The 23103-nt window shown below is 35.8% G+C and carries 24 protein-coding genes and 1 tRNA gene; 9 read left to right on the plus strand and 16 right to left on the minus strand.

Annotated features, from left to right (window positions below; all coding sequences use genetic code 11):
• Positions 1 to 165: 165 nt before the first annotated feature.
• Entirely contained in the window at positions 166 to 1560 is a 1395-nt protein-coding gene (dnaA, locus tag O5633_RS00005; RefSeq protein ID WP_269609944.1) for a chromosomal replication initiator protein DnaA, read from the plus strand.
• 34 nt (positions 1561 to 1594) lie between these two features.
• Here the strand turns inward: dnaA and O5633_RS00010 are convergent, their stop codons facing one another.
• Positions 1595 to 2836 (minus strand): glutathione S-transferase family protein, encoded by a 1242-nt coding sequence (locus O5633_RS00010; RefSeq protein WP_269609945.1) that lies wholly within the window; start codon positions 2834 to 2836, stop codon positions 1595 to 1597.
• 41 nt (positions 2837 to 2877) lie between these two features.
• On the opposite strand from O5633_RS00010, the gene gorA reads away from it, so the two are divergent.
• A complete protein-coding gene (gene gorA / locus O5633_RS00015; protein WP_269609946.1) occupies positions 2878 to 4239 on the plus strand; it encodes a glutathione-disulfide reductase in 1362 nt (453 codons plus the stop codon).
• A 13-nt stretch (positions 4240 to 4252) separates the two neighbouring features.
• Here the strand turns inward: gorA and O5633_RS00020 are convergent, their stop codons facing one another.
• On the minus strand, positions 4253 to 5347 hold the full coding sequence (locus O5633_RS00020) for a calcium/sodium antiporter (protein WP_269609947.1): 1095 nt from the start codon (positions 5345 to 5347) through the stop codon (positions 4253 to 4255).
• A gap of 148 nt (positions 5348 to 5495) precedes the next feature.
• Here O5633_RS00020 and pyrC point away from each other — a divergent pair, with 148 nt between their 5' ends.
• The 6 genes from pyrC (at position 5496) to O5633_RS00050 (ending at position 8642) form a co-directional block, all read left to right on the plus strand.
• Positions 5496 to 6560, plus strand: a complete 1065-nt coding sequence (gene pyrC / locus O5633_RS00025; protein WP_269609948.1) for a dihydroorotase — start codon at positions 5496 to 5498, stop codon at positions 6558 to 6560.
• Positions 6561 to 6701: 141 nt separating this feature from the next.
• Positions 6702 to 6788, plus strand: a tRNA-Leu gene (locus tag O5633_RS00030).
• Positions 6788 to 7060: an NAD(P)H-quinone oxidoreductase subunit L gene (gene ndhL / locus O5633_RS00035; protein WP_269609949.1), complete on the plus strand. Its 273-nt coding sequence runs from the start codon at positions 6788 to 6790 to the stop codon at positions 7058 to 7060. Before O5633_RS00030 ends, ndhL begins: the two co-directional genes overlap by 1 nt.
• Before the next feature lie 3 nt (positions 7061 to 7063).
• Positions 7064 to 7396, plus strand: coding sequence for a DUF3007 family protein (locus O5633_RS00040; RefSeq protein ID WP_269609950.1), 333 nt, complete (start codon positions 7064 to 7066; stop codon positions 7394 to 7396).
• 83 nt (positions 7397 to 7479) lie between these two features.
• A complete protein-coding gene (gene trpA, locus O5633_RS00045; RefSeq protein ID WP_269609951.1) occupies positions 7480 to 8280 on the plus strand; it encodes a tryptophan synthase subunit alpha in 801 nt (266 codons plus the stop codon).
• Between the two features lie 92 nt (positions 8281 to 8372).
• Entirely contained in the window at positions 8373 to 8642 is a 270-nt protein-coding gene (locus O5633_RS00050; RefSeq protein WP_269609952.1) for a YciI family protein, read from the plus strand.
• Here the strand turns inward: O5633_RS00050 and O5633_RS00055 are convergent.
• From O5633_RS00055 to hisIE, 5 genes are all read right to left on the minus strand, one after another.
• Positions 8618 to 8989, minus strand: coding sequence for a c-type cytochrome (locus O5633_RS00055; RefSeq protein ID WP_269611360.1), 372 nt, complete (start codon positions 8987 to 8989; stop codon positions 8618 to 8620). The two genes, O5633_RS00050 and O5633_RS00055, sit on opposite strands and share 25 nt — an antisense overlap.
• A 13-nt stretch (positions 8990 to 9002) precedes the next feature.
• The gene (locus O5633_RS00060; protein ID WP_269609953.1) at positions 9003 to 9335 is read right to left on the minus strand and encodes a hypothetical protein; all 333 of its coding nucleotides are present in this window, start codon (positions 9333 to 9335) and stop codon (positions 9003 to 9005) included.
• Positions 9332 to 9697, minus strand: coding sequence for a YkvA family protein (locus tag O5633_RS00065; protein WP_269609954.1), 366 nt, complete (start codon positions 9695 to 9697; stop codon positions 9332 to 9334). Before O5633_RS00065 ends, O5633_RS00060 begins: the two co-directional genes overlap by 4 nt.
• Before the next feature lie 2 nt (positions 9698 to 9699).
• Positions 9700 to 10623, minus strand: a complete 924-nt coding sequence (locus tag O5633_RS00070) for a sigma-70 family RNA polymerase sigma factor (protein WP_269609956.1) — start codon at positions 10621 to 10623, stop codon at positions 9700 to 9702.
• A gap of 457 nt (positions 10624 to 11080) precedes the next feature.
• Positions 11081 to 11725, minus strand: coding sequence for a bifunctional phosphoribosyl-AMP cyclohydrolase/phosphoribosyl-ATP diphosphatase HisIE (gene hisIE, locus O5633_RS00075; protein ID WP_269609957.1), 645 nt, complete (start codon positions 11723 to 11725; stop codon positions 11081 to 11083).
• Positions 11726 to 11802: 77 nt separating this feature from the next.
• On the opposite strand from hisIE, the gene O5633_RS00080 reads away from it, so the two are divergent.
• Entirely contained in the window at positions 11803 to 12273 is a 471-nt protein-coding gene (locus O5633_RS00080; protein ID WP_269609958.1) for a 6-carboxytetrahydropterin synthase, read from the plus strand.
• Positions 12274 to 12318: 45 nt separating this feature from the next.
• Here O5633_RS00080 and clpB read toward each other — a convergent pair whose 3' ends face one another.
• The 9 genes from clpB to O5633_RS00125 form a co-directional block, all read right to left on the minus strand.
• Positions 12319 to 14910, minus strand: a complete 2592-nt coding sequence (gene clpB / locus O5633_RS00085) for an ATP-dependent chaperone ClpB (protein ID WP_269609959.1) — start codon at positions 14908 to 14910, stop codon at positions 12319 to 12321.
• A 383-nt stretch (positions 14911 to 15293) separates the two neighbouring features.
• Entirely contained in the window at positions 15294 to 15644 is a 351-nt protein-coding gene (gene petE, locus O5633_RS00090; protein ID WP_269609960.1) for a plastocyanin, read from the minus strand.
• A 54-nt stretch (positions 15645 to 15698) separates the two neighbouring features.
• Positions 15699 to 16685 carry an NAD-dependent epimerase/dehydratase family protein gene (locus O5633_RS00095; protein WP_269609961.1) on the minus strand — a complete coding sequence of 329 codons (987 nt, stop codon included), beginning with the start codon at positions 16683 to 16685 and terminating at the stop codon, positions 15699 to 15701.
• The gene (gene hemE, locus O5633_RS00100) at positions 16682 to 17740 is read right to left on the minus strand and encodes a uroporphyrinogen decarboxylase (RefSeq protein WP_269609963.1); all 1059 of its coding nucleotides are present in this window, start codon (positions 17738 to 17740) and stop codon (positions 16682 to 16684) included. Before hemE ends, O5633_RS00095 begins: the two co-directional genes overlap by 4 nt.
• 161 nt (positions 17741 to 17901) lie before the next feature.
• Entirely contained in the window at positions 17902 to 20169 is a 2268-nt protein-coding gene (gene glgB, locus O5633_RS00105; protein ID WP_269609964.1) for a 1,4-alpha-glucan branching protein GlgB, read from the minus strand.
• Between the two features lie 56 nt (positions 20170 to 20225).
• The gene (locus O5633_RS00110; RefSeq protein ID WP_269609966.1) at positions 20226 to 21803 is read right to left on the minus strand and encodes a CocE/NonD family hydrolase; all 1578 of its coding nucleotides are present in this window, start codon (positions 21801 to 21803) and stop codon (positions 20226 to 20228) included.
• Between the two features lie 9 nt (positions 21804 to 21812).
• Positions 21813 to 22082, minus strand: coding sequence for a hypothetical protein (locus O5633_RS00115; protein ID WP_269609967.1), 270 nt, complete (start codon positions 22080 to 22082; stop codon positions 21813 to 21815).
• A 62-nt stretch (positions 22083 to 22144) separates the two neighbouring features.
• Positions 22145 to 22543, minus strand: a complete 399-nt coding sequence (locus O5633_RS00120) for a DUF4332 domain-containing protein (RefSeq protein ID WP_269609968.1) — start codon at positions 22541 to 22543, stop codon at positions 22145 to 22147.
• The gene (locus O5633_RS00125; protein WP_269609969.1) at positions 22536 to 23075 is read right to left on the minus strand and encodes a Ycf51 family protein; all 540 of its coding nucleotides are present in this window, start codon (positions 23073 to 23075) and stop codon (positions 22536 to 22538) included. The genes O5633_RS00120 and O5633_RS00125 overlap by 8 nt, the downstream gene beginning before the upstream one ends.
• Between the last annotated feature and the right edge of the window lie 28 nt (positions 23076 to 23103).

Consider the following 23103-nt stretch of genomic DNA (forward strand, 5'->3'; position numbering starts at 1 on the left):
ATTTTTCTCTTTAAAAAATAAATCTATATTTGCTTTCATTTTTCTAATCCATAGCGGCAATTGCTTTTTGGGCTATTACGACTGGATTTTTACAATTGGATTCCCAAATTTTACAATGACTGATTAACGTTTTTAGGTAAAATCATATTCCATCAGTTAACGCCTGTGCCAACTCGGAATGAGCTATGGAATAAGGTGCAGCAATTACTGCAAGAGAATTTAAGTAAGCCTTCTTATGAAACATGGATACGCCCAGCTGAATTTTTTGATTTCAAAGATGGCTGCTTAACATTGCTTGCTCCAAATAGCTTTTCAAGTGATTGGTTAAGGAAAAATTATTCTCATACAATTGAAGAGATTGCATCAGAAATATGTGGCAATAAAGTTAAAGTTTATATAAAAGTTAAAGAAGAATTCTCATCAAACAAAAGCAATAAGAAAAAGCCTTTTTCAAATCTAGAAAATAATTCGATTGTTGCTAGAGATAATTCAGAGGTGAAATCAAAGCAAGCCCCATTAAAAAAGATTTTACCTGGTTTGAATCTTAGATATGTTTTTAATAGATTTGTTGTAGGTCCCAATAGTCGAATGGCGCATGCTGCAGCAATGGCAGTAGCCGAGTCTCCTGGCCGTGAGTTTAATCCATTATTTATTTGCGGTGGAGTCGGCTTAGGTAAGACTCATCTCATGCAATCTATTGGTCATTACAGATTAGAAATAGATCCAGGTGCAAAGGTTGCATATGTTTCTACCGAGACTTTTACGAATGATTTAATAGTTGCGATCAGAAAAGATGGAATGCAAGCTTTTAGAAATAGGTATAGAGAAGCTGATTTGATATTGGTTGACGATATTCAATTTATAGAGGGGAAAGAATATACACAGGAGGAATTCTTTCATACTTTCAATGCTTTACATGAGGCAGGGAGGCAAATTGTTCTTACAAGTGACAGACCTCCAAGTCAAATACCTCGTTTGCAAGAACGATTGATTTCAAGATTCTCTATGGGACTAATTGCAGATATCCAAGCCCCCGATTTAGAAACGAGAATGGCAATATTACAAAAGAAAGCTGAACATGAAAGGATGCGGCTGCCAAGAGATTTGATTCAGTTTATAGCTGGAAGATTCACTTCTAATATTAGAGAGTTAGAGGGAGCGTTTACTCGTGCTGTCGCATTTGCTTCTATAACTGGGTTGCCAATGACAGTCGAATCAGTAGCACCTATGTTGGATCCTACAGGACAAGGAGTTGAAGTTAAACCTAAACAAGTCTTGGAAAAAGTAGCCGAGGTTTTTGGAGTCACAGAGGAAGAAATGCGTAGTCCTAGTAGACGTAGACCTGTTAGCCAGGCAAGACAGGTTGGCATGTATCTAATGCGACATGGTACTGATTTAAGTCTTCCTCGTATTGGAGAATCTTTTGGTGGTAAAGATCATACAACTGTTATGTATGCCATTGAACAAGTAGAAAAGAAACTTTCAAGTGATCCACAATTAGCAAGTCAAGTTCAAAAAGTAAAGGATCTTCTTCAAATCGATTCAAGGAAACGTCGTTGAATTTGAATATTATAGTGAGAGAAATTTTATTTTTTTAATTAAATTGTATAGGATTTTGATCTAGTCTATTTCTCGTAGGTATTATAGGACCTTGATCACTACCATCAAGACTAGCTGTGCGTTCAAGAGCTTGCCTAAGCAATCTCCCTGATAATAAAGGCATATCTCTAGGGACTGAAATTCTATCTCGGAGATATCGTAAAGCAGAGGCACTATTCTCCTCTGGAGGACAATTTTCTTTTGAAATTAAAGAAGTTAAGGCTGCTCTCAATGGCTGATCAAAAAATTTATTTTTCATTGGACTAACAGCAATGATTCTTTCTTTATGTTTAATTACTCTTTCTAAAGCTAGTGCTTCAAATCTTTGTTCTGATCTTTCAGCAACTTTGAAATCTATTAACTCTAATTCTCCTAATCCAGAACCGATGTCAATTTCATGAGCAAATAATTTTTGGTTTGTATTTGAATAAGTAAAGCAACCTCCCATTTGAGGAGGTAAATCATGGGCATGAGTGTGAAAATCTCCTTGAGTTCCTCTGTATTCCTCAAGTCTTTCAAGATTTTTAAGCCATGTATTTATTGAAGGGTGCTCCTCTCTTAATGAATATCCTTTGTAGTAAGCCAATGAGGCATTCATTCTTTCAACATATGGAATAAAAATAACATCTGCTGACCCAGGCTTTTCACCATTTTCTGTTGAGATTGGTGTGAGCCATCCTGAAGCATTCTTTTGTAGTTCTTCTTCAAATTTTTTTGCAACATTTTTGAAATTCTCTTTCTTTTGTTCTTCTTGGGCTTGGAAAAGAGAGTTACGACATAACCAATTACACCATGATGCGAATAATTCTCTTTCTAGTCTTCTATGTTCTAAAACTTTCTTTTCATTTAGCGATTGACCTAAAGGTCCATATATTTCCTCTAACACAAATAAGATTTCATCGCTTTCTGTGATTACGTGATTTTCAATTTCTATTGCAGGGAGCATTCCTGAGGGTACTTTTTTTAAATACCATCTTTCTTTGTCTCCATAGCAACGCATTGTGACTTTTTTAATCCGGTAAGGAATTTTCTTAAGCTCTAACCAAAGCCATACTTTTTGGCAATAAGGACACCAAGCATGATTATCTCTGTAAAGAGTAACAATTGCCTCGGATGTATTTTTATTAAAAAGACGAAATGAGGCATATGGATTATTCAACCCGTTGATTTGATCAATTGGATCAGACGCATATATTGCTAATTCTTCCCAACTCATTGCATTTCTGGTTGGATTCATTTATTTCAACGAGAATAAGGGAATAATACTAGGTTGCAAAATTGAAAAGGTCTTTTGATTTAATTGTCATTGGGGCAGGATCCGGTGGATTGGCTGCAGCAAAGAAAGCAGCCAGTTATGGAGCATCCGTAGCGATCGTCGAAGGTGATCTTGTTGGAGGAACATGTGTGATAAGAGGTTGTGTTCCTAAAAAATTATTAGTGTGTGGGTCTTCTCTCTTAGAGAGTTTGTTTGCCGCACCATCTTATGGCTTTGATTTTGATAATTTAAAGATCAAGTCAGAGGTTTTGTTAGCGAATGTTCGAAAGGAAGTGCGAAGGCTGAATGAATTACATGAGAATTTTTTAAATAAGGCTAATGTTGAGCTTTTTAAAGGATGGGGTGAGTTTAGAAATTCAAATTGTATTTCTATAAAAAATCGAAAAAATGGAGAGACTCTAAATGAACTTTATGGCGAAAGAATTCTTATTGCAGTAGGGGGGAGACCTAAACGACCAAGTATCGATGGAGCATCTCTAGGTTGGACAAGTGATGATATGTTTCTTCTTAAAAGCTTTCCGAAAAAAATTACAATTGTTGGCGCAGGCTATATTGCTTGCGAATTTTCATGCATATTGAAGGGATTAGGTGTTGAAGTTATTCAATTAGTAAGAGGTGATCGAATTTTGAGAGGATTTGACTTCGAACTTTCTTCAGCATTAACCGAGGCAATGAAAAATAAAGGAATCAACCTAAGATTTGGTGAGAATGCTTCTTCAGTAAAAGGAACTCCTGGATTTTTAACTATAAAAACAAATACAGGTAAAGAGCTTGACTCGAATGGATTGCTTTTTGCTACTGGTAGAGAGCCATTCTTAGAGGGGTTGAAGCTAGAACAAGCGGGCATAGAAATTCTTGAAAATAAAATTAAAGTTGATAGTGAAAGTAAAACAAATATTTCTAATATATTTGCTATTGGAGATGTAACTGACAGGATCAACTTGACACCTGTCGCAATTGATGAGGGTAGAAAGTTTGCTGATAGGAATTATGGCGCATCGGATCGTAAGGTTAACTATGATTTTGTTCCTTATGCTGTATTTAGTCAGCCTGAGATAGCTTCTGTGGGCATAACTGAAGAGAAGGCTATCCAATCGATTGGTAAAAATAACATTAAAGTATATAGATCAATATTTAGACCCTTATCTAAATCATTGCCAAAGACTGGCTCTAAATGTATTTTAAAGCTAATAGTTGATAAAAATAATAATAAGGTTTTAGGATGTCATATGATTGGTGAAAATGCATCTGAGATTATTCAGATGGCATCAATCTCACTAATGCTAGGAGCTAAAAAATCTGATTTTGATAATACAATGGCATTGCATCCTACAATAGCCGAGGAATTCGTGACAATGAGATAATTTTATACAGGCATTAGTTATTAGAACTTTTTCTTAGCCTTAACCAGTAAGCAATTGTCTTATATATAATTATTAATATTGATAATGAGATAGCTATAAAAACTAATTCTTTGAATTCTGAATGTAAAGTTGGTAGAGTTAGAGGTATTATTTTATCTGCAATGTAAAGCATATACAATCCTACTAAAACTCCACCTTCTCCTCTACTTATTATTCCTTTTGTCCAGAAAATTGGCATGCACGCAAGTGTAGTAATTACCATGATAGGAATATCCTTAGTTATTAGTAAATTCTCAACCACTAAACCACTGCCTCCAGATAATATAGAACAGCTACCTAAAACTAGTAATTGATTTAATAAACAGCTTCCAATTACGTTGCCTATTGCTAGATCAGTTTGACCACGAATAGCGGCCACTAATGAAGTGATTAACTCAGGTAAAGAGGTGCCCAGCGAAACTACCGTTAACCCAATGATAGCTTCGCTTACCCCTAATAATCCTGCAATTGTAGTTGCGCCTTCTATTAACAGCCGTGATCCAAGAGTTAGCAAGAAAATACCACCTAATAATTTCATGCCTGCATTTAATAAACTTGTTGAGTCTTTTTCTATATTGATTTCTGGCTCTGCTTCTTGGGTCTTTTGAGGTTCCTCTCTTGCTGTGCGAATTTCCCAAGTGGTATTAATTACTAGCGCAACTATCAAAGCTATTCCAAATTGCCAAGTTATCAGCTCTGAAGCGGCCATCCCCCAAACGGCAGTTGAGACTGCTAAAAGAAGAGGAATGTCTCTCCTTACAAGACGACTTTCAACTCTTAAAGGTCGTAAAAGTGCACTTCCTCCGAGAACCACCATCACATTGAAAATATTGCTGCCAACAATGTTGCTCAAAGCTAGACTATCTGATCCAGAGAGGGAGGAGTTAACACTCACAAATAGTTCAGGTGCACTTGTCCCGAGAGATACTATCGTTAAACCAATAACTAGTTGAGGGATCCGAAGGATTAAGGCTAAAGCTACAGATCCTTGAATAAAGAACTCTCCACCGCTAAAAAGTAAAAGTATCCCAGTAATAAGCTCTAAAAATGACAATAATATTGATGACATAATTGAGTAATTTATTGAAAAACTAAATTAGTGAATTAATTTATATTATTTCCATTTGGTATTATCCTAATATCTTAGCCCTTTATCGATACTTGAAGACTTATAGATCAAGGTTGCATAAGATATACATTGAAAAAGCTTTAATCCTGTGATTGCTTCTGTTAATCAAATCTCATTATTAAAGCCGGATGATTGGCATCTGCATTTGAGAGATGGAAAGATTCTTAAAGGTGTTTTAAGTCATACAGCAGCTGTGTTTTGCCGTGCAATAATCATGCCTAATCTTGATCCGCCAATAACTACTTTAAACCAAGCACAAGAGTATAAAAAAAGAATTATCCAGTCTATTCCTGAAGGTGTTTCTTTTACCCCATTAATGACAGCATATCTTACAGATGATATGTCTGCGGAGGTCTTAGAGAGAGGCTTTAGAGAAGGTGTCTTCCATGGGGCAAAGCTCTATCCAGCTAATGTGACAACTAATTCCTCTTATGGAGTTACAGATATAAGTAAAATCGACAATTTATTTGAGACGATGGAAAGAATTGGTATGCCATTATTGATTCATGGAGAAGTGACCGATTTCAATGTTGATGTATTTGATAGAGAGGCTGTTTTTATTGAACGTCACCTTGAACCATTATTACGAAGATTTTCATCACTTAAAGTAGTTTTAGAACACATCACGACCATCGATGCAGTTGACTTTGTAGAAAACAGTGAGTTTGATATAGCCGCTACAATCACACCTCATCATCTACATATTAATCGAAACGCAATGTTCAATGGTGGGTTAAGGAGTGATTTTTATTGCTTACCCACAGCTAAACGTGAAATTCATCGTATTGCACTAAGACAAGCGGCTACTAGCGGTAAACCTTGCTTTTTCCTTGGAACTGATTCAGCACCTCATACCCGTAGATTTAAGGAAAGCTCATGTGGATGTGCAGGAATCTTTAATGCCCCTTTCGCTTTGGAAAGCTATTTAAAAGTTTTCGAAGAAGAAAATGCGCTAGATAGGTTTGAAGCCTTTTCAAGTATTAATGGAGCAACTTTTTACGGATTACCTTTAAACACAGAGAGAATAACTTTAGTTAAAAAAAATATTTCCGTACCTCAAATGATTGACGTTGGACTAAGGGGTGACCCCAATGATTTTGTAAAACCATTTCATTCAGGAGAAACTCTTAAATGGGCAATAGGAGATGCTTAGTGAGATTGGTGAATGATTCCTCCAATAATTATTTAACTCTAGATATTCTTAAGAGTACTGATTTAAGCACATACGTTTACGCTAATATATAAATGGCTTAGAGTTGAATCTCTAGCATTGTGACAATCCTTGCTATCACTGGGGAGTGTGGCGGAATTGGTAGACGCACCAGACTTAAAATCTGTTGGCCGCTTTTTGGCCGTGGGGGTTCAAGTCCCCCCACTCCCATGATGTTATCTATCTTGATTGTGTGCTTAATCCCTTTTGGATTAATGGGAGCTGTTAATCCGATAATTACATTATCTGCCTATGCGGTATTAGGAGGGATGTATTTATTGGTGGCTCCTTTATTTCTTTTTTATTGGATGAATAATCGTTGGAATGTTATGGGAAAGTTAGAACGACTTTTTATATATGGACTTGTGTTTCTTTTCTTTCCAGGAATGGTTTTGTTTGCACCGTTTCTTAATTTAAGAATGAATGGAAAAGAGGAGTCTTGAACTTTGACAAGAGCACAGGTTTTTCAAATAGGTTTGATTGTTTTTGTTTTAGGCGGCTTGGGATATGAAGTGTTTCAGTTACTTGGATTTGAATCAATATCAGCTGGTATTGCTGCACAGTCAATATTAATTTTAATTATCTTTGCATGGACAGCTTCTTACCTTTTCAGGGTTTTTTCTGGAAATATGACTTTTATGGAGCAACGTAAAAGATATAGAGAGGCTTATGAAAAATTGACTGATGAAAAAATCAGAGAAAAGTTTGAGGCTATGACGGATGAAGAAAAAATTGAATTACTAAAAACTGTTGAGGAAGAAAGTATTGAACAAACTTAAGTTTTAATTACTAAATCTCAATAATTTCTTACTCTTAGGGATACAAAAATGATAAAAAAGATAGATACCCAAGACTTAGAACATTGAAAAGTACAAATATCAGTAGGTCTTTTACCAAAATTAAAAAGGAGAAAAGAATTGCATTAATGCCTTTCCTTATGGCAGGTGACCCTGATTTGGAAACTACAGCAAAGATTTTGTTAGAACTTCAGGCAAATGGTGCTGACATGATTGAGCTAGGCATTCCATACAGTGATCCTTTAGCAGATGGACCGATTATTCAATTAGCAGCTTCTCGAGCTCTATCTACAGGAACTTCTCCTGACAGGGTTTTTAAAATGTTGTCTGAATTGAGAGATCAATTGACAATACCAATAATTTTATTTACTTACTCAAATCCACTTATTAATAAAGGTATGGAAGAATTTTGCTTGCAAGCTTCGAAAGTAGGTGTTTCAGGACTTGTCGTACCAGATCTTCCTTTTGAGGAAGCAGAAAAACTTTCTGATATAGCTGAATCTAAGGAAATTGATTTGGTTTTACTTGTTGCTCCTACAACCCCCAAGGATCGAATGAAAAAAATAGCAGAGACTTCTAATGGATTTACTTATCTTGTAAGTGTTACTGGGGTAACTGGAGAAAGGTCGTCATTAGAGGATAATGTAGGATCTCTTGTGCAACAACTAAAAGATTCTTCATCCAGTCCAATTGCTGTGGGTTTTGGAATTTCAGAAGTAAAACATATTGAACAAGTTAAGGAATGGGGCGCTGATGGCGCAATTGTTGGTAGTGCTTTAGTTAAAAGAATTGCTAATGCCTCGATCGAAATGAAAGTCGAAGAAGCTGGTTCTTTTTGTAGAGAACTAAGAGCCGCAACTAATTAATATTTTTTTAAATAGCAACAGATCAAGCTGAATATTGAATTTTTTTCTATGTTTTATCTTTAGAAGTATTGTCTTTATTTAACTTGAAAGCCATGGATCAATTTGTCCTTTGGGGGTCTTACTGTGAAGATGCTCTAATAAAGAGAACACCTTTTAGGGAAGAGCATCTTCAAAGGCTCTCATTACTTAAGGAAAAAGGTATATTAATAACTTTAGGACCGACAAAATGTAATAGATATGTTTTTGGCATATTTAAATCTGGGGACGTTGAATATATAAGAAGTCTTATCAAAGAGGACGTTTACTGGAGAGAGGGGATATGGACTGATTTCGAAATTTACTCCTGGACCCAAGCTTTTTGAGCTTGGTCCCAGATCCAATTGGCTACAATTTTATCGCCATTATCTCCTAGCACATCTTCATAACCACTCATTATTCCTACCCCTTGTCTTGCTATCTTCGCTATAGCTTCTGGATTGTTAATTCCATTACGCTTTAATGATGAAATCTTCAAATTCTTTGATCTTCTGATTATGTTCCCGCCATTAATGTGACATCCAGCACAGTTGTGTTTAAAAAGATTTCCCCCTAAATCTGCTTCAATAGCATTGAGCTCTTTTGGCAAACTTAAATATAAAAATGTGCAACAAAAAGTAATTAAAAAAAACGCTCTTAATTTTATGAAAAAAAAATTCAAATTTTTTTTAATAGTTTTGTAAAAATCATTTATTGAAATTAATTTTTGAAAGATCCTCACAAATTTCGTCAAGAAGATCAAGTTGTCCAGAAGAATTTAATTCAAAGCTCTTCTTTGTTTTCCGTTCTTCACCGTTTGTCCATAACTCTTCAACTTCACAAAGTCGATTAGCAATTTTTGGAATTCCACCAGAGTTAAAATCTTTTTTTAAAGATTCAATTAAAGTTGGCATTCTTGCTGAAGAGAGATTAAGAGTTTGGCAAAGTTCTGATTGTGTTCTACCAGTCTGCTTCAACCAATCTTTGATAAGAAGTATAAGATCTTTTTCAATGTCTTTTGACCAGCGCTCTTTGCTCATAGAGGAAACCATTTATCTAGCTTATATCTTGCTCTGTATTTCATCTCTGGAGTGATGTGATGTCGCCAAAGACTAATTACAGCGGTTAGAGCGACAAGATCATCGCTAAAACCTGAGGCAGGAATGAAGTCGGGAATTAAATCAACAGGAACAATTAAATAAGTAAGTGCTCCCATTATGGATATTCTCACTTGGGGAGGAGTTGAGTTGTCAAGGATGAGTTCAAATCCTTCTAAAGCAGGCTGTGCAATGACTCTGCCTGCTCTTAATAAGATTTTTTTAAGTACTCCCTCATCGATGACAGAACTTTCAAGTACTTCTGCTTCAAATACTTCTTTGTTTGAGTTTCTTGAACTAACCACAATTAAATACTTGTCTCTAAAAGCCCACTTTGAATCCCTGTCTTTCTCAATTTCCTTAATGCGCGTTGTACAACTTGTCTGCAATATTCCCTGCTGCAATTCATTTGTCTTGCTACTTCTGCTAACGTCCTCCATTGGTTAGATCCATCTAGGCCAAATCTAAGACTTAGTATCGTTCTCTCCTTAGGCGTGAGATTTGATTTATCCAATAAGGACCAAGCAGAAGCACTTCTTTCTGCTAATTCGGCTAGTTCCATAGGAGGAACTTCCTCACTTGGAAGAATATCAACGAGCTCTGATGGATCTGCTTTTGATTTGACTGCACCTTGCAAACTTACTGTGATACTTCTCAATTCGCATGCAAGTAATTCTTCTACTTCCTCTATAGGGATTTTCATTTGTATTGCTATTTGGTTAGTTGAGGGATGAACTCCAAGTTCTTGCATTAGTCGAGACTTGGCAGCACGAAGTTTTGTTAGCTTTTCATTTATGTTTACAGGAATTCTTATAGTTCTACTTTGTGTTGACAGCGCTCTATTTAATCCTTGCCTAATCCACCAGTAAGCGTAAGTTGAAAATCGATGACCTCTTTTGGGATCGTATTTCTCAACAGCTCTTGTTAAACCTAAGGTACCTTCTTGAATCAAATCAAGAAGGTCAAGACCTTTACCTTGATATCGTTTAGCCAGGTTCACAACAAGCCTCAAATTTGCTGTGATCATTTGATTCTTGGCACGCTCACCTGATTTAAGTTTTTTCTTTTCTGCGCTTGAATATTCGCATGCGGGCCCATTACCTCCTGCTCGTTGGCAGCGTTCATTAAGTGCAACCATTGCTTGCACTTCTCTACCCATGGTGAGCTCTTGCTCTGGTGTGAGCAATTCGTGTCTTCCTATCTCTCCAAGAAAGTCGCTTAATGAACTCACGATTTTTTCCTCCTTGTATTAACAACCTAGAGAGAAATTGTTTACTTTCAATAGGCGTAATAAAGTGTTCGGAATTTATTATTTATCCTTTATATATTCTTAATGCCTTTACTAGGTCAATTAAGTCAAAAGAAGTTTTTTTATTTTTCACTGGCCACCATTAAAATGCGTTTAAATAAATTATTTTTTAATAAAAAAATCTAAAAACCCACTGATGTCAATAAGATCTTTAAAGTAGTTTCGTGATCTATAAAACGCTTTGAGGATTTTTTAGTCTTGTAAAATTATTTTTAAGCACTACTCCTGATTTTAGGTAAACGATAAATTACAAAAGATTTAAGAAAATCGGTTGATTTGTTTTTTTCTCTTTCAAGACTTTTTATTAATTTAATCCTTTGTCTTTTACTAAAGAAACTTATTTATAAGTAAAAAAATAATATGAGCGTTGGTTCTTTTTCTATTGATTTCTTCTGGGAGCGCCTCTTCTTTTTACTAAAACTTTCAGAACGTCTTCCCAGGAAACATTTTGATGGGCTAAAGAAACTTGCATATGGAAAAGTAGATCTGCAGCCTCATTAGCAACTGAAATAGGATTTTTATCTTTACAAGCCATAATAAATTCGGCTGTTTCTTCGCCTATCTTTTTTAGGATTTTATTATCGCCTTCCTTTAGAAGAGTATTTGTATAGCTTCCCTCCTCAGGATTACTCTTCCGACTTTCTATGACTTTGAATAATTCACTACAAGCATCAGATGGAGGGTAAAGAACGTTTTCATTTGTTTCTAAATCTTTAAAGAAACAACTTCTTTTTCCTGTATGGCATGCGATTGAACCAATTTGCTCAATTGATAAAAGTATTGTATCTGAATCGCAATCAGTCCTGATTCCTTTCAATTTTTGAAAATGTCCGCTCGTTTTCCCTTTGTGCCAAAGTTCTTTCCTTGAACGACTCCAATAGTGAACTTCACCCGATTCTAATGTTTTTGTAATGGATTCTTTGTTCATCCATGCCATCATTAAAATTGAGCCATCGACCCAATCTTGCGCTATAGCTGGGATCAAGCCGTTTTGATCAAAATGAAGATTATCTACAAAAAGCATTTTTAATTAAGCTAATTAGGCTTTTTAACTCTAATTATTTAAATTTAATCCTCTATTGGTTTTTTATTCATCTTTTTATGACGATTAAAGATATTCCATTTAATTGTTCAAAGCATTTTAAAGACTATCCATGCTCTCATCGTCAATGGAAGCATAAAGGACACTGTCGTTATGTTCATGGATACAGTCGAAGCTTTACCTTTTGCTTTGCTTCAAAAAAACTTGATAAAAATGGCTTCGTTGTCGATTTTTCAAGTCTGAGAGCTTTGGAAGAGCAGTTAAAAGATCATTTTGATCATACTTTCCTAGTTAATTTTGATGATCCTCTTCTTGAAACATGGAAAGATCTTCACTCTAAAGAAGTACTAGATCTTAGAGTTATGAATAATGTTGGTATGGAATCAACTGCTGAATTAGTGTGGGGATGGGCTAATGATTTATTATTTTCAAGAGAGAAAGGTAGATCTTGCTGTTGGAAAGCAATAGCACATGAAAATGATGTTAATTCAGCTAGTTATACCTTCCTTCCTGAGTGGTTCAATCCTTAATTCGGTAAGACTTCTTGTTGAAATAAATCTGATGTTTCTAGTTTTTTAGTTGAAAATTAATTTTGATTCTTTTTTTTCAATCTTTATAGTGCTTCCTTCTTTATATTTGCCTTTAAGAATATATTTTGCTATTTCACTTTCTAATTCTTTTTGAATAACTCTTTTTAAGGGCCTAGCACCATAGCTTGGGTTGTATCCAATTTCAATAATCAATGATAGGACATTATCATCAATTTCAAGCTCGATTCCTTTATCTTCTAACCTTTCTCTTAAACGGTTTAATTGTAAATCGACTACTTTAAGTAGAGTTTCTTTTTTAAGTGGTTCAAAATTAATTATTTCATCAAGCCTGTTTAGGAACTCAGGCCTGAAATTCGATTTCAGTTCTTGATTAATAAGTTCATCAATATTTGTCGACGGATTATTAGTTACATCATTTTCAGAGATTAATTCGCTTCCTAAATTACTTGTGAGAATAATAATAGTGTTTTTGAAATTTGTTGTTCTTCCTTGTCCATCAGTTACTCGACCTTCGTCAAGTATCTGTAGCAATACATTGAAAACATCTTTATGTGCTTTTTCAATTTCATCGAAGAGCAAAACGCAATAAGGTTTTCTTCTGATTGCTTCTGTTAATTGTCCGCCTGCTTCGTAACCAACGTAACCAGGAGGAGCACCAATTAAGCGACTTATCGAGTGTTTTTCCATATATTCAGACATGTCTATTCTAATTAGTGCATTTTCACTATCAAAAAGTTGAGAAGCCATAGCCTTAGATAATTCAGTTTTACCGACGCCTGTCGGTCCTAAAAATAAAAAACTTGCTATTGGTTTATTTGGATCACTAAGTCCTGTTCTTGACCTTTGTATGGCAGATGATATGGATTGGACGGCTTTATTTTGACCAATAACTTTTTTATGAAGCTCAGATTCAAGATTGAGTAATTTTTCAATTTCAGTTTGAGCAAGTCTTTTAACTGGGATAGATGTCCACTTTGCAATTATTTCAGCTACATCATCGGCTACAACCTCCTCTCTCAAAAGTGATTTCTCGGCATTTTGAGAGGAATTTTTTAAATTAAGTTCTTTAGATTTTAAATTTTGTTGATAATTCACAAGGGTGCCGTATTCAAGTTCAGCAGCCTTATTGAGGTCATAATTCCTCTTTGCTTTTTCTATTTCTAGTTGTACTTTCTCTATCTCTTCTTTAATTTTTGAAATTTCTTCGATTGATTCTTTTTCTTGTTCCCATTTCTTGTTTACTTCAATTTGATTTTTTGTTAATAATGTTAGTTCTCTAGTAATTAATTCGAGTCTCTCCTTACTTGCATTGTCTGACTCACCTTCCAAAGATAATTTCTCCATCTCAAGTTGGATGATTTTTCTATCAATCTCATCAATTTCTTCTGGTTTTGATGTTATTTCCATCTTTAAACGTGAGGCTGATTCATCTATTAGATCAATAGCTTTATCAGGTAAAAACCTTTCGGGTATATACCTATCACTCAAAATCGCCGCAGCTATTAGAGCATTATCAGATATACGAACACCATGATGGACTTCATATCTTTCTTTTAGTCCACGTAAGATCGAAATCGTATCTTGGACTGAGGGTTGTTTTACAAGTATTTGTTGAAATCTTCTTTCCAGCGCAGGATCTTTCTCAAAATTTTCTCTATGTTCAATAATGGTTGTTGCTCCAATACATCTCAGTTCACCTCTAGCAAGCATTGGTTTTAGGAGATTACTAGCGTCCATTGCACCACCACTCGCTCCTGCTCCGACGACAGTATGTATTTCATCGATGAACAAAATTATTTTTCCTTCTGAGTCGGTTACATTTTTTAGAACTGACTTAAGTCTCTCTTCAAATTCACCACGTAATTTTGCACCTGCTATTAGTGCTCCCATGTCTAGGGAAATTAGTTGACGGTCTTCAAGGGAGGTAGGAACATCTCCGTTGATAATTCTTTGTGCTAGACCTTCAATAATTGCTGTTTTACCCACGCCAGCTTCCCCAATTAATACTGGATTATTTTTAGTTCTACGGCTAAGTATTTGAATAGTTCTTCGGATTTCCTCATCTCTTCCAATTACAGGATCTAATTTCCCCTCTCTGGCGGCAGAAGTAAGGTCTAGGCCGTACTTTTGCAGTGCTTCGTAGCTATTTTCAGCATTTTTCTGGGTCACTTTTTTGTCACCTCTAATAGCATTTATAGCCTCAAGAAGGCTTTTTTTGTGTATTTGATTTTGTTCAAATAACCTATAACAAACCCTCTCGTCATCAAATAGGGAAATCACTAAATGTTCGCTTGAAATGAAATCATCTTTGAATGATTGTTTAATATTTTTTGCTCTTGAAATTGATAAAGATATGTTTTTGCCAAAGAAAATTGATTCTTGGGCCTTCAGCATTTTTGGTTGGTTCTTTATAAAATCTTCTATTTCTGTGAGTAGAATTTTTATTTTTCCGCCCGATCTTTCTATTACTTTTATTGCAATTTCGTTTTTCTTTAGAAGAGACCAAAGAAGATGTTCAGTTTCTAAAGTCTGATGTTTTTTAGTTAATGCGAAATCTTTTGCATCAATGATTCCTTGCCAAGCGCAGTTAGTAAATTCATCAGGATTTACCTTCATCCTTAAAAATAATTGCCTTTTTAATACTATTCAAGTCTGTTGATTATATAAATATAAGAAAACCGACCTTTTTACTTGGTAAAATAAATTAGTCAGATCACTTTAAGTTTTTGTAACTAATAAGTTGAATTTTAATATCTAAGTTTGATCTGCTTTAGACCTATTATTTATATTGATTAGCGGCTTTCTCTAAATTAAAATGCTCACTCTGATTGCTAATCAATACTTTTTCGCAAATAAGAATAAATCCTTTGATGTTTAAAATTGCTATAATTTCTCTTCAGAAAAAGATTATGCTAAAAGCTTTTGATTGAATTCTTAAATATATTTTTTCAAAAAAAAAGATGGGGAAATCCCATCTTTAATAAATTCCTTTTGGAGATTTAGTTGACTACGACTTTTCCAACCATTCCTGCACCCCTGTGAGGCTCGCAGTAAAAGTCGTATGTTCCAGCTGTGCTAAAAGTTCTTTCCCAAGACTCTCCAGGAGCAAAAGCTAAATCTGGATGACTTAGAGCATCATTTCCGTCAAAAACGGCATTATGAGGAGCAAGTTTGTTGTTTACAAACTTTACGGTGTCACCAGCGCTTATGTTTAGGGTGCTTGGTTCGAAAGCAAGCATTCCTGCATCGGTGCCAAGCTTAACTTCAACAGTTGAAGCATTCACATTTGATACACCAATTACAAGGAATGCAAAGAAAGCAAATAAAGCTGTTGAAATAGAACGAATCATGAAATTAATTCTTCTCTTTTTTTAATTTTACTACTTTAGCTTCTGTTTGCCATTTTAGTGTTTAGTTAAACCAGAATTATGTAAAACTTGACTTAGAGTTTTGGCATAGCTGATACCTCCAAAGGTTTCAGGAGAGGTTACGGGCTCATGTATAAAGTGTTTTTGTCTAAGACTAAATCTATCCCAGTTTGTAATTTGAATTGGGAGTAATGTAGTTAAAAGTTCAACAAGCCAAGTCCAAAGTGGGATTTGAGGGACTTTACTCATCCCTTTCCATCTTAGAAGCGTCTGAATTACTACATCGATACTTATATAAGGTTGCCCTAAAACGAATTTTTTTATTTTAGTGCCAGTAACAAGTTGTGTAGGTTTGAAATTAGAGGTTGCTAGATGCCCGCAAATGAAAGCAATATCTGCTGCGTGAATAAAATGAAACCTTGAGAATAATTTTATCCATCTTGCTAGCCATATCCATTTCAATGCATCTCTAAGGCCTTTGGTCAGATAACTAGTTGGAAATTTACTTTTACCGTCTAAACGACCGCCAAAAACTAGTGTTGGGAAAACAGCTATGATCTTCGTTGCAAGCTGATGAGATTCAAGCTCTTTGAGGCATTGTGCTTTCGTTTGTATGTACTCTGTTCCATAGGTAAAAGCTTCGGGTAACAAATTTAAGTTTCTATCAAGAACACTTGCAGTTGAGAAATAAATAATTTGTTTGATATTGGAAGGATTTAGTAAGTCGAGCAAATTTTTTACTGCATCAATGTTTACTTCTTTCGCTCTTTTAGGATCACCCCAAGCAGTTGCAGTATGAATAACTCTGTTGACTTCTGAAAGTTCTTTCTTGAACTTATTTGATTGTCTCAAATCTCCAACTAAAATTTTAATCCTTGGGTTTTCTAAATTTATTGAAGTTATTTTTTTTGGATCTCTAACCCATAAAAATAATTCTGAACTTGAGTTTTCGATTAGCCAATTTACTATGTATTGTCCAACACATCCACTTGCACCAGTGATCAGAATTATTTCGTTTTTCAAGATGAAACTTTTATAAGTTCATTGACATTTTTACCAGCCTCGAAAAATACTCTTGCATTGTCTTCTGGCGTCCCAGGAAGTATTCCATGACCAAGGTTAAGAATATGTTTTCTACCTTTAGCTTTTTTGACGACATCAACAATTCTTGATCTAATCGCATCAGGAGTACCAAACAAAAGTCCTGGATCAACATTTCCTTGAACTCCTACTGCTTGAGGCAGCCTTTTTAGTCCATCCGCCATGTCAACAGTCCAATCTAAAGAGACTATATCTACTCCAGTTTGTCCCATCCTTTCAAGCACTCCAGCACTGCCAGAGATATATAAAATCATGGGTGTATCTGGATGTTTTTCTTTTACTAAATTGACTACCTTTTGTTGATAAGGTGCGGCAAACTCGTCATAATCTTGTGGACTTAATTGTCCTGCCCATGAATCAAACATTTGAACTACTTGGGCCCCAGATTCAATTTGATAGGACAAATAGTTTGCAATTGATTCCGCAAAGTGATTTAAAAGTTGATGCAGTAGTTCTGGTTCTTGGAATGCCATTGACTTAATAACTGCATAATTTTTGCTGCTTTTCCCTTCTACAACATATGCAGCAAGAGTCCAGGGAGCTCCTACAAAACCGAGAACTGCAGCTTTATTTCCAACGCTTTCTCTTAGCCTCCCAAGAACTTCACCAACAAAAGACATGCTTTCTTCTGGTTGCAGAGGCTTTAGGTCTTTAACCTGCTTTAGGCTTCTTATTGGGTCATTTATCAAGGGTCCTTTACTTTCAACGATGTCAAAGTTAATTCCCATTCCAGGAAGAGGAGTCAAGATATCTGAAAAAAGTATTACTCCATCTGGTTGAAAAGCTTTGAAAGGTTGCATTGAAATTTCATAAGAAAGATCGGGGTTTTCGGATCTTTCCCTGAAACTTGGATGGTTATCACGCAGGTCGCGATATACCTTCATGTATCTTCCCGCTTGGCGCATCATCCAAACAGGGGGCCTTTCAACATTCTCTCCGCGAGCGGCACGAAGTAGTAAAGGAGTAGTTTCGTTCATTATTTTGTCCTTTTATTCGAAAAACTTACATGAAGCAGTAACTTGAAAATCATGAAATACGTTCTCTGCAAAAGTTCGTCATACCTTTTGAATTTTTACATCCAGACGACAGTTGAAATTAGGTTATGAGGCAAGGTTGAAACATTTCTATTCGAGGAAGCTTAATTCTTCTTGGATTTATGCTTTAGAATCAGAACACTTAGAGGAGGAAGGCAAAGATCTATAGAATTTTCATAGCCATGTATGGTGTATAAATCTGTTGATTTTCCTCCCATATTACCTAGATTTGAACCTCCATATTGACTCGCATCTGTATTAAAAATTTCTTCATAGAATCCATCAACAGGCACGCCTATTCTGTAATTTGAATGGTCTTGAGGGGTAAAGTTTGCCACTATTACTAACCACTCTCCATCAGTTTTTTCTCTTCTCATAAAACTGATTACTGAATTTTTATTATCATCGCAATCAATCCACTGGAATCCGTATTCGTCAAAATCATTTCTCCATAAAGCAGGTTCTTTTTTGTATAAGGTATTTAAATCATCTACTAATTTCTGTATTCCTTTGTGAGGTTCATGATTTAAGAGATCCCATTGCAAATCATCCCAAACATTCCATTCTTGACGCTGCCCAAATTCCATTCCCATAAATATTGTTTTTTTACCTGGATGTGTCCACATATATGCAAGTAAGGCTCGTGTATTAGCATACTTCTGCCAGTCGTCACCTGGCATCTTATGTAGGAGATGACTTTTTCCGTGAACAACTTCATCATGGCTTAAAGCAAGCATAAAGTTTTCGGTAAAGTTATAACAAATGGAGAAAGTAATGTTGTTTTGATTGAATTGTCTAAACCAGGGGTCAATTTCAAAATAATCGAGCATATCGTGCATCCAACCCATGTTCCACTTGAGATTGAAACCAAGTCCATCTATGTCAGTTGGTTTAGTTACCCCAGTCCATGTAGTTGATTCTTCTGCAATGGAAAGTGCACCTGGAAAATGTTGAAACAGAACGTGATTAGCCTGTTGTAGAAATCTGACTGCTTCAAAATTTTCATTCCCTCCATTTTCATTAGGTATCCATTCACCCTCAGGACGAAGATAGTCTTTGTAAAGCATTGAGGCAACTGCATCAACACGTATTCCATCTATATGAAATTGATCAAACCAGAAAATTAGATTTGCAACTAGAAAATTACGAACTTCATTTCGACTGTAATTGAAGATTAAGGTTCCCCATTCTTTATGCTCTCCAATTCTGGGATCTGAATGCTCGTAAAGATGGCTGCCATCAAAATAAGCAAGTCCATGCTGATCTTTAGGGAAGTGGCCCGGAACCCAATCGAGAATGATTCCTATTCCTTCTTTGTGGCATGAATCAACGAAGGCTCGAAACTCATCTGGTGATCCATATCTACTAGTAGGTGCATACCAACCAGTTACTTGATACCCCCATGAGCCATCAAAAGGGTGCTCTGAAATTGGCATAAGCTCGATATGAGTGAAGCCTCTCTCTTTGACATAGGGAATGACCTTATTTGCTAACTCTTTATAAGTAAGCAATCTTGAGCCAGGCTTCATATCTGCGGCTGGAACAGGGGCTCTATGATCTCCGTTTGAGTTGATAAATGGATCGTCTGAGGAAGCATGCATCCAGCTTCCTAAATGCATTTCATAAACCGATATTGGTTGCGCTAAAGGATCTCTATTGTCGCGATTGGATATCCAAGACTGATCATTCCATTGAAATGAATCGATTTTTGATATGACTGAGCTTTTTGCAGGCCTTACTTCATGTTGAAAACCATAAGGGTCGGCTTTCTCATAGCAATGTCCTTTTTCAGTCCTGATTTCATATTTGTATAAATCTCCCTCACTTAGACCAGGTATGAATAGTTCCCAAATTCCCCCTAGACGTTTTTGCATAGGGTGATGTCGGCCATCCCATGAATTGAGATCACCAATAAGGGAAACGCTTCTTGCATTAGGCGCCCATAAGCAAAACATAACTCCTTGCTTATTATCTATTTCAGTGAGGTGAGCACCCATTTTTCGCCAGATGTGATGGTGATTTCCCTCCGCGAAAAGATGTCTATCAATTTCACCCATCCACTCTTTTCGGAAGCTCCAAGGATCATTTTGAACATGTTCAATGCCTCCTCTCTGTACTTTTACTTGATAATCAGTACCGGGATCTTTTTCGGTAACTCCTTCAAAGATCCATTCGTGATTTGGATTTTGTAGCTGGATTTTTGTTCCTTGTATTATCAGTTCAACTGCACTTGCCTCAGGCATCCATATTCGAATTATCCATTTATCTTTAAACGGTTGAGGACCAAGAATAGAAAAAGGATTTTCATGTCTGCATTCAGAAAGTCTTTGTCCGTCATCTTTCAAAGAATCTAGAAGAATAGAGACGGTCATGACTTATCGCTTAAATAGCTAGTAAGCTTAATCCTATGCAAGTAAATATTGAACCCCTAAGAGGAAATAAGTGATTCAAATTTAAGTTTTGAATTTAAAAGTAATAGTGAAATTGTAGTCACTAGGCAGTTAGGGCTAGGTTCTGCGCACAAATATTGACTCTGACCAGGATTTATTCCAATTGCTGGCCATCCTGATCCTGAGATTGAAATTCTTAAGCGATCTCCTTCTTTAAATGTTGCCAGAATCGGTTGAAGTCTGATTTGTTTAGCGCTTTTTATGCCTTTATCACAATTAGCAATTCTGAGAACACCAGTAGAAAGTTGAGTGGCAGTATTCTCAACCGCAGTAGGAATTATTGATAATGCAACAAACAGATCAAAACTTTCTCTGTCGCACTTGGTTTCTAAAAAAAGATTTGGAATACCTTCCAGCCTGAGATTATTCAAAATAGGATCTGATGTAAATACTGCGACATCAGGTCGAATATCAAGATTATACCTGTTCGCTTCACCCGCAGTATCACTGAGATGTCCTCCGATTGCTGGTATTGGTCTCCATGGGTCGTGAACTAAATTCACTTCACTATCGGATTCTAAATCAGAATAAGGGACTAGGCGTCCTTCAAGATGACTTGTTGCGGCTAAACCTTCGCTAAGAAGATTCCATGTAGGAGCTTTATTTTGAACCGAAAGTTCCCAACTCTTAGTGGTTAGATTCCATAGATTGATTTGAGGGAAATCAATCTCTTTGTTTTTTTCTTTTAAATGAGAATCAAAAAAATCTAACTGGGTACGTTGTACACCCTCCCACCATTGAAGATGAGTAGCAGGACCAATTAGTAATTTAGGATTGCCTCCTGTCTTTTTAGATTTCTCAAAAATATCTAAAATCCCTTTCAAATGAGGATCCCACCAACCCCCAATTAGGAGCAAAGGTTTTTTTAACCAGCTATCTAATGGCTCATGGGTTTTCCATTGAGGAGTTTTGCTAGACGAAAGATTTAGCCATTTATATGCCATCCCTTCTGGATCATTCTTTTTGAGTAAATAATGACCGTTATATAAGTATTTTTTCGATTCAAGATTTTCACGGATTTCGTGCCAAGCTGTCCAATTTTTCTCTCTTTGTGCTTTTTGGGCGGCTAATTGCAAACCCCATCCAATTCCCAAGTGCCACCAAAACGCTCCTCCTTCACAACTCCAATGTTCATTCTCTGAAAGACCTGTCATTGCAGGAATAATGCAATCAGGTGGAGGAGTACCTTCCTCCGCAATGAGTTGTGTTAAGCCTTGATATGAAAAACCGTATGTGCCTAGTAGGCCATTGCATTCAGGCAAGGATCGAACCCAATTGTGAGTTTGACTAGTGTCTGAAGCTTCTTGACTGAAACCTGAAAACTCTCCTTCAGACCCACCTTGACCTCGTACATCTTGTATGACGACTAGATAGCCCTTACTAGCCCACCAAGATGGATGAGCATACGTAATTGTAGAAGCAATTTCTCTTCCATATGGCTGGCGCATAAGTAAGACAGGCCATGGACCTTTTCCCTGAGGCGACCAGATTCGAGATTTTAGTAATGTTCCGTCTCTAAGTTTTAAGCCTTCGTCCCTGTATCTTATAGAATTCATTACTTTGTCTTAAAAAGTTTCTGGGCAATAAAGACCTCTTACGTACATAGAAAGGATCTCAGCATCAACTTCGCTTATATTTTTTTGAATTGAAATTTTCTGAATAGATTGTTGTGAACCAGCTGAAATATTTTCTTTATTTAATTCTCTGAAACTTTCGCAAATAGACTTTGCTTCATCGGGATTCCTTTTTACAACCTCAAGAAGTCTTGATTGAGCCATTGCACCTTGACTAATTCCAAATGATGTAAATATTAAAGTGATTAGTAAACCATTCATTTTCGTTAGTTTACCTAGTTTTTTTTTAATTATATTCTATTACCTAATTGTTCTTGGGTAAATTAAATAATGCTTTTTTTCGCTTTCTCTATTAAAAAGTGGGCTTTTTTTAGATCTATTATTGGAATTCTTCCTGTTCGAAGAATTCTTTCAAAGCGTCCAGTCTTTTGAACTAGCTCTTGAGGAGTAAGTCGTGAAATGGCCTTGTTGGTAATTAATCCTGAGTGCATCAGCAAGGCTGCTTCGTTGAGTTGAATATCTAAAGTACATATAAAATACGCTATACATTTAAGTCTTTTTAGATTGCGAACACTACCTAGACTTCCATAGATTAGATGATTTATTTCTTCATCGCTGATAGATAATAAAGAATCCCATGTTTTTATATTATTTGATAAAAGTATTTTTTCTTCTTGATAAAATGTTTTAGGAAGATCTTTCAATAATGAGTTATTATTCATCAGTCTCTAATAAAGTGATTTCTTCAATTTCAGCATTATTTGATAAATATTCACTTGCAGAATAATTCCTGTCTGGTAATTCTATTATCTTTGATTCTTTTAAATCATTTATTAATTCACCTAGAACAATTGGTTTACTTATTCCATCACCAGCTGATTCTATCTTTCTTAGCCTGACTTTGACCTGAGCGCCATTTCTTCCTCCCCCTTTCAAATTACCAGCTATTTGTAACAATGTTGGTTTTACAGCTTCTTTAGGGAAATCATTTGATGCTTGAGCAACAACTAAATCAAATCCATTGTCATAAACAATAGGAGCATATTTGTAACCTTCGACATTAAGCGGAGGAGAATAACTTTGCTCAAAGGCCCAGCAACTAGCAGATAGTAAAAGTGTGAAAATTGTTGTCCCAGTTAGTCGGAATTTAATTCCCCAATTAAATAAATAAGCCAAAACAGTCAAGACGCCAAGTCCTGAGCCTCCCCAGGCTAGCCATTTTGTAACATCTTGGATAACTTCAATAATAGACATAGGCTGGTTTCTCCTGAATTGATTCTTT

Origin of the sequence: Prochlorococcus marinus str. MIT 1013, from assembly GCF_027359395.1 — a bacterium.
GTDB classification, from domain to species: Bacteria; Cyanobacteriota; Cyanobacteriia; order PCC-6307; family Cyanobiaceae; genus Prochlorococcus_B; species Prochlorococcus_B marinus_E.

What these genes read in the sequence shown, in the direction of transcription:
- O5633_RS00010 (WP_269609945.1), bottom strand. Translation starts at nt 2,836, where the DNA reads ATGAATCCAACCAGAAATGCAATGAGTTGGGAAGAATTAGCAATATAT.
- hemE (WP_269609963.1), bottom strand. Translation starts at nt 17,740, where the DNA reads ATGAACGAAACTACTCCTTTACTACTTCGTGCCGCTCGCGGAGAGAAT.
- petE (WP_269609960.1), bottom strand. Translation starts at nt 15,644, where the DNA reads ATGATTCGTTCTATTTCAACAGCTTTATTTGCTTTCTTTGCATTCCTT.
- ndhL (WP_269609949.1), top strand. Translation starts at nt 6,788, where the DNA reads ATGATGTTATCTATCTTGATTGTGTGCTTAATCCCTTTTGGATTAATG.
- O5633_RS00020 (WP_269609947.1), bottom strand. Translation starts at nt 5,347, where the DNA reads ATGTCATCAATATTATTGTCATTTTTAGAGCTTATTACTGGGATACTT.
- O5633_RS00050 (WP_269609952.1), top strand. Translation starts at nt 8,373, where the DNA reads ATGGATCAATTTGTCCTTTGGGGGTCTTACTGTGAAGATGCTCTAATA.
- O5633_RS00080 (WP_269609958.1), top strand. Translation starts at nt 11,803, where the DNA reads ATGACGATTAAAGATATTCCATTTAATTGTTCAAAGCATTTTAAAGAC.
- O5633_RS00060 (WP_269609953.1), bottom strand. Translation starts at nt 9,335, where the DNA reads ATGAGCAAAGAGCGCTGGTCAAAAGACATTGAAAAAGATCTTATACTT.
- O5633_RS00125 (WP_269609969.1), bottom strand. Translation starts at nt 23,075, where the DNA reads ATGTCTATTATTGAAGTTATCCAAGATGTTACAAAATGGCTAGCCTGG.
- O5633_RS00110 (WP_269609966.1), bottom strand. Translation starts at nt 21,803, where the DNA reads ATGAATTCTATAAGATACAGGGACGAAGGCTTAAAACTTAGAGACGGA.
- glgB (WP_269609964.1), bottom strand. Translation starts at nt 20,169, where the DNA reads ATGACCGTCTCTATTCTTCTAGATTCTTTGAAAGATGACGGACAAAGA.
- O5633_RS00120 (WP_269609968.1), bottom strand. Translation starts at nt 22,543, where the DNA reads ATGAATAATAACTCATTATTGAAAGATCTTCCTAAAACATTTTATCAA.
- clpB (WP_269609959.1), bottom strand. Translation starts at nt 14,910, where the DNA reads ATGAAGGTAAATCCTGATGAATTTACTAACTGCGCTTGGCAAGGAATC.
- O5633_RS00115 (WP_269609967.1), bottom strand. Translation starts at nt 22,082, where the DNA reads ATGAATGGTTTACTAATCACTTTAATATTTACATCATTTGGAATTAGT.
- hisIE (WP_269609957.1), bottom strand. Translation starts at nt 11,725, where the DNA reads ATGCTTTTTGTAGATAATCTTCATTTTGATCAAAACGGCTTGATCCCA.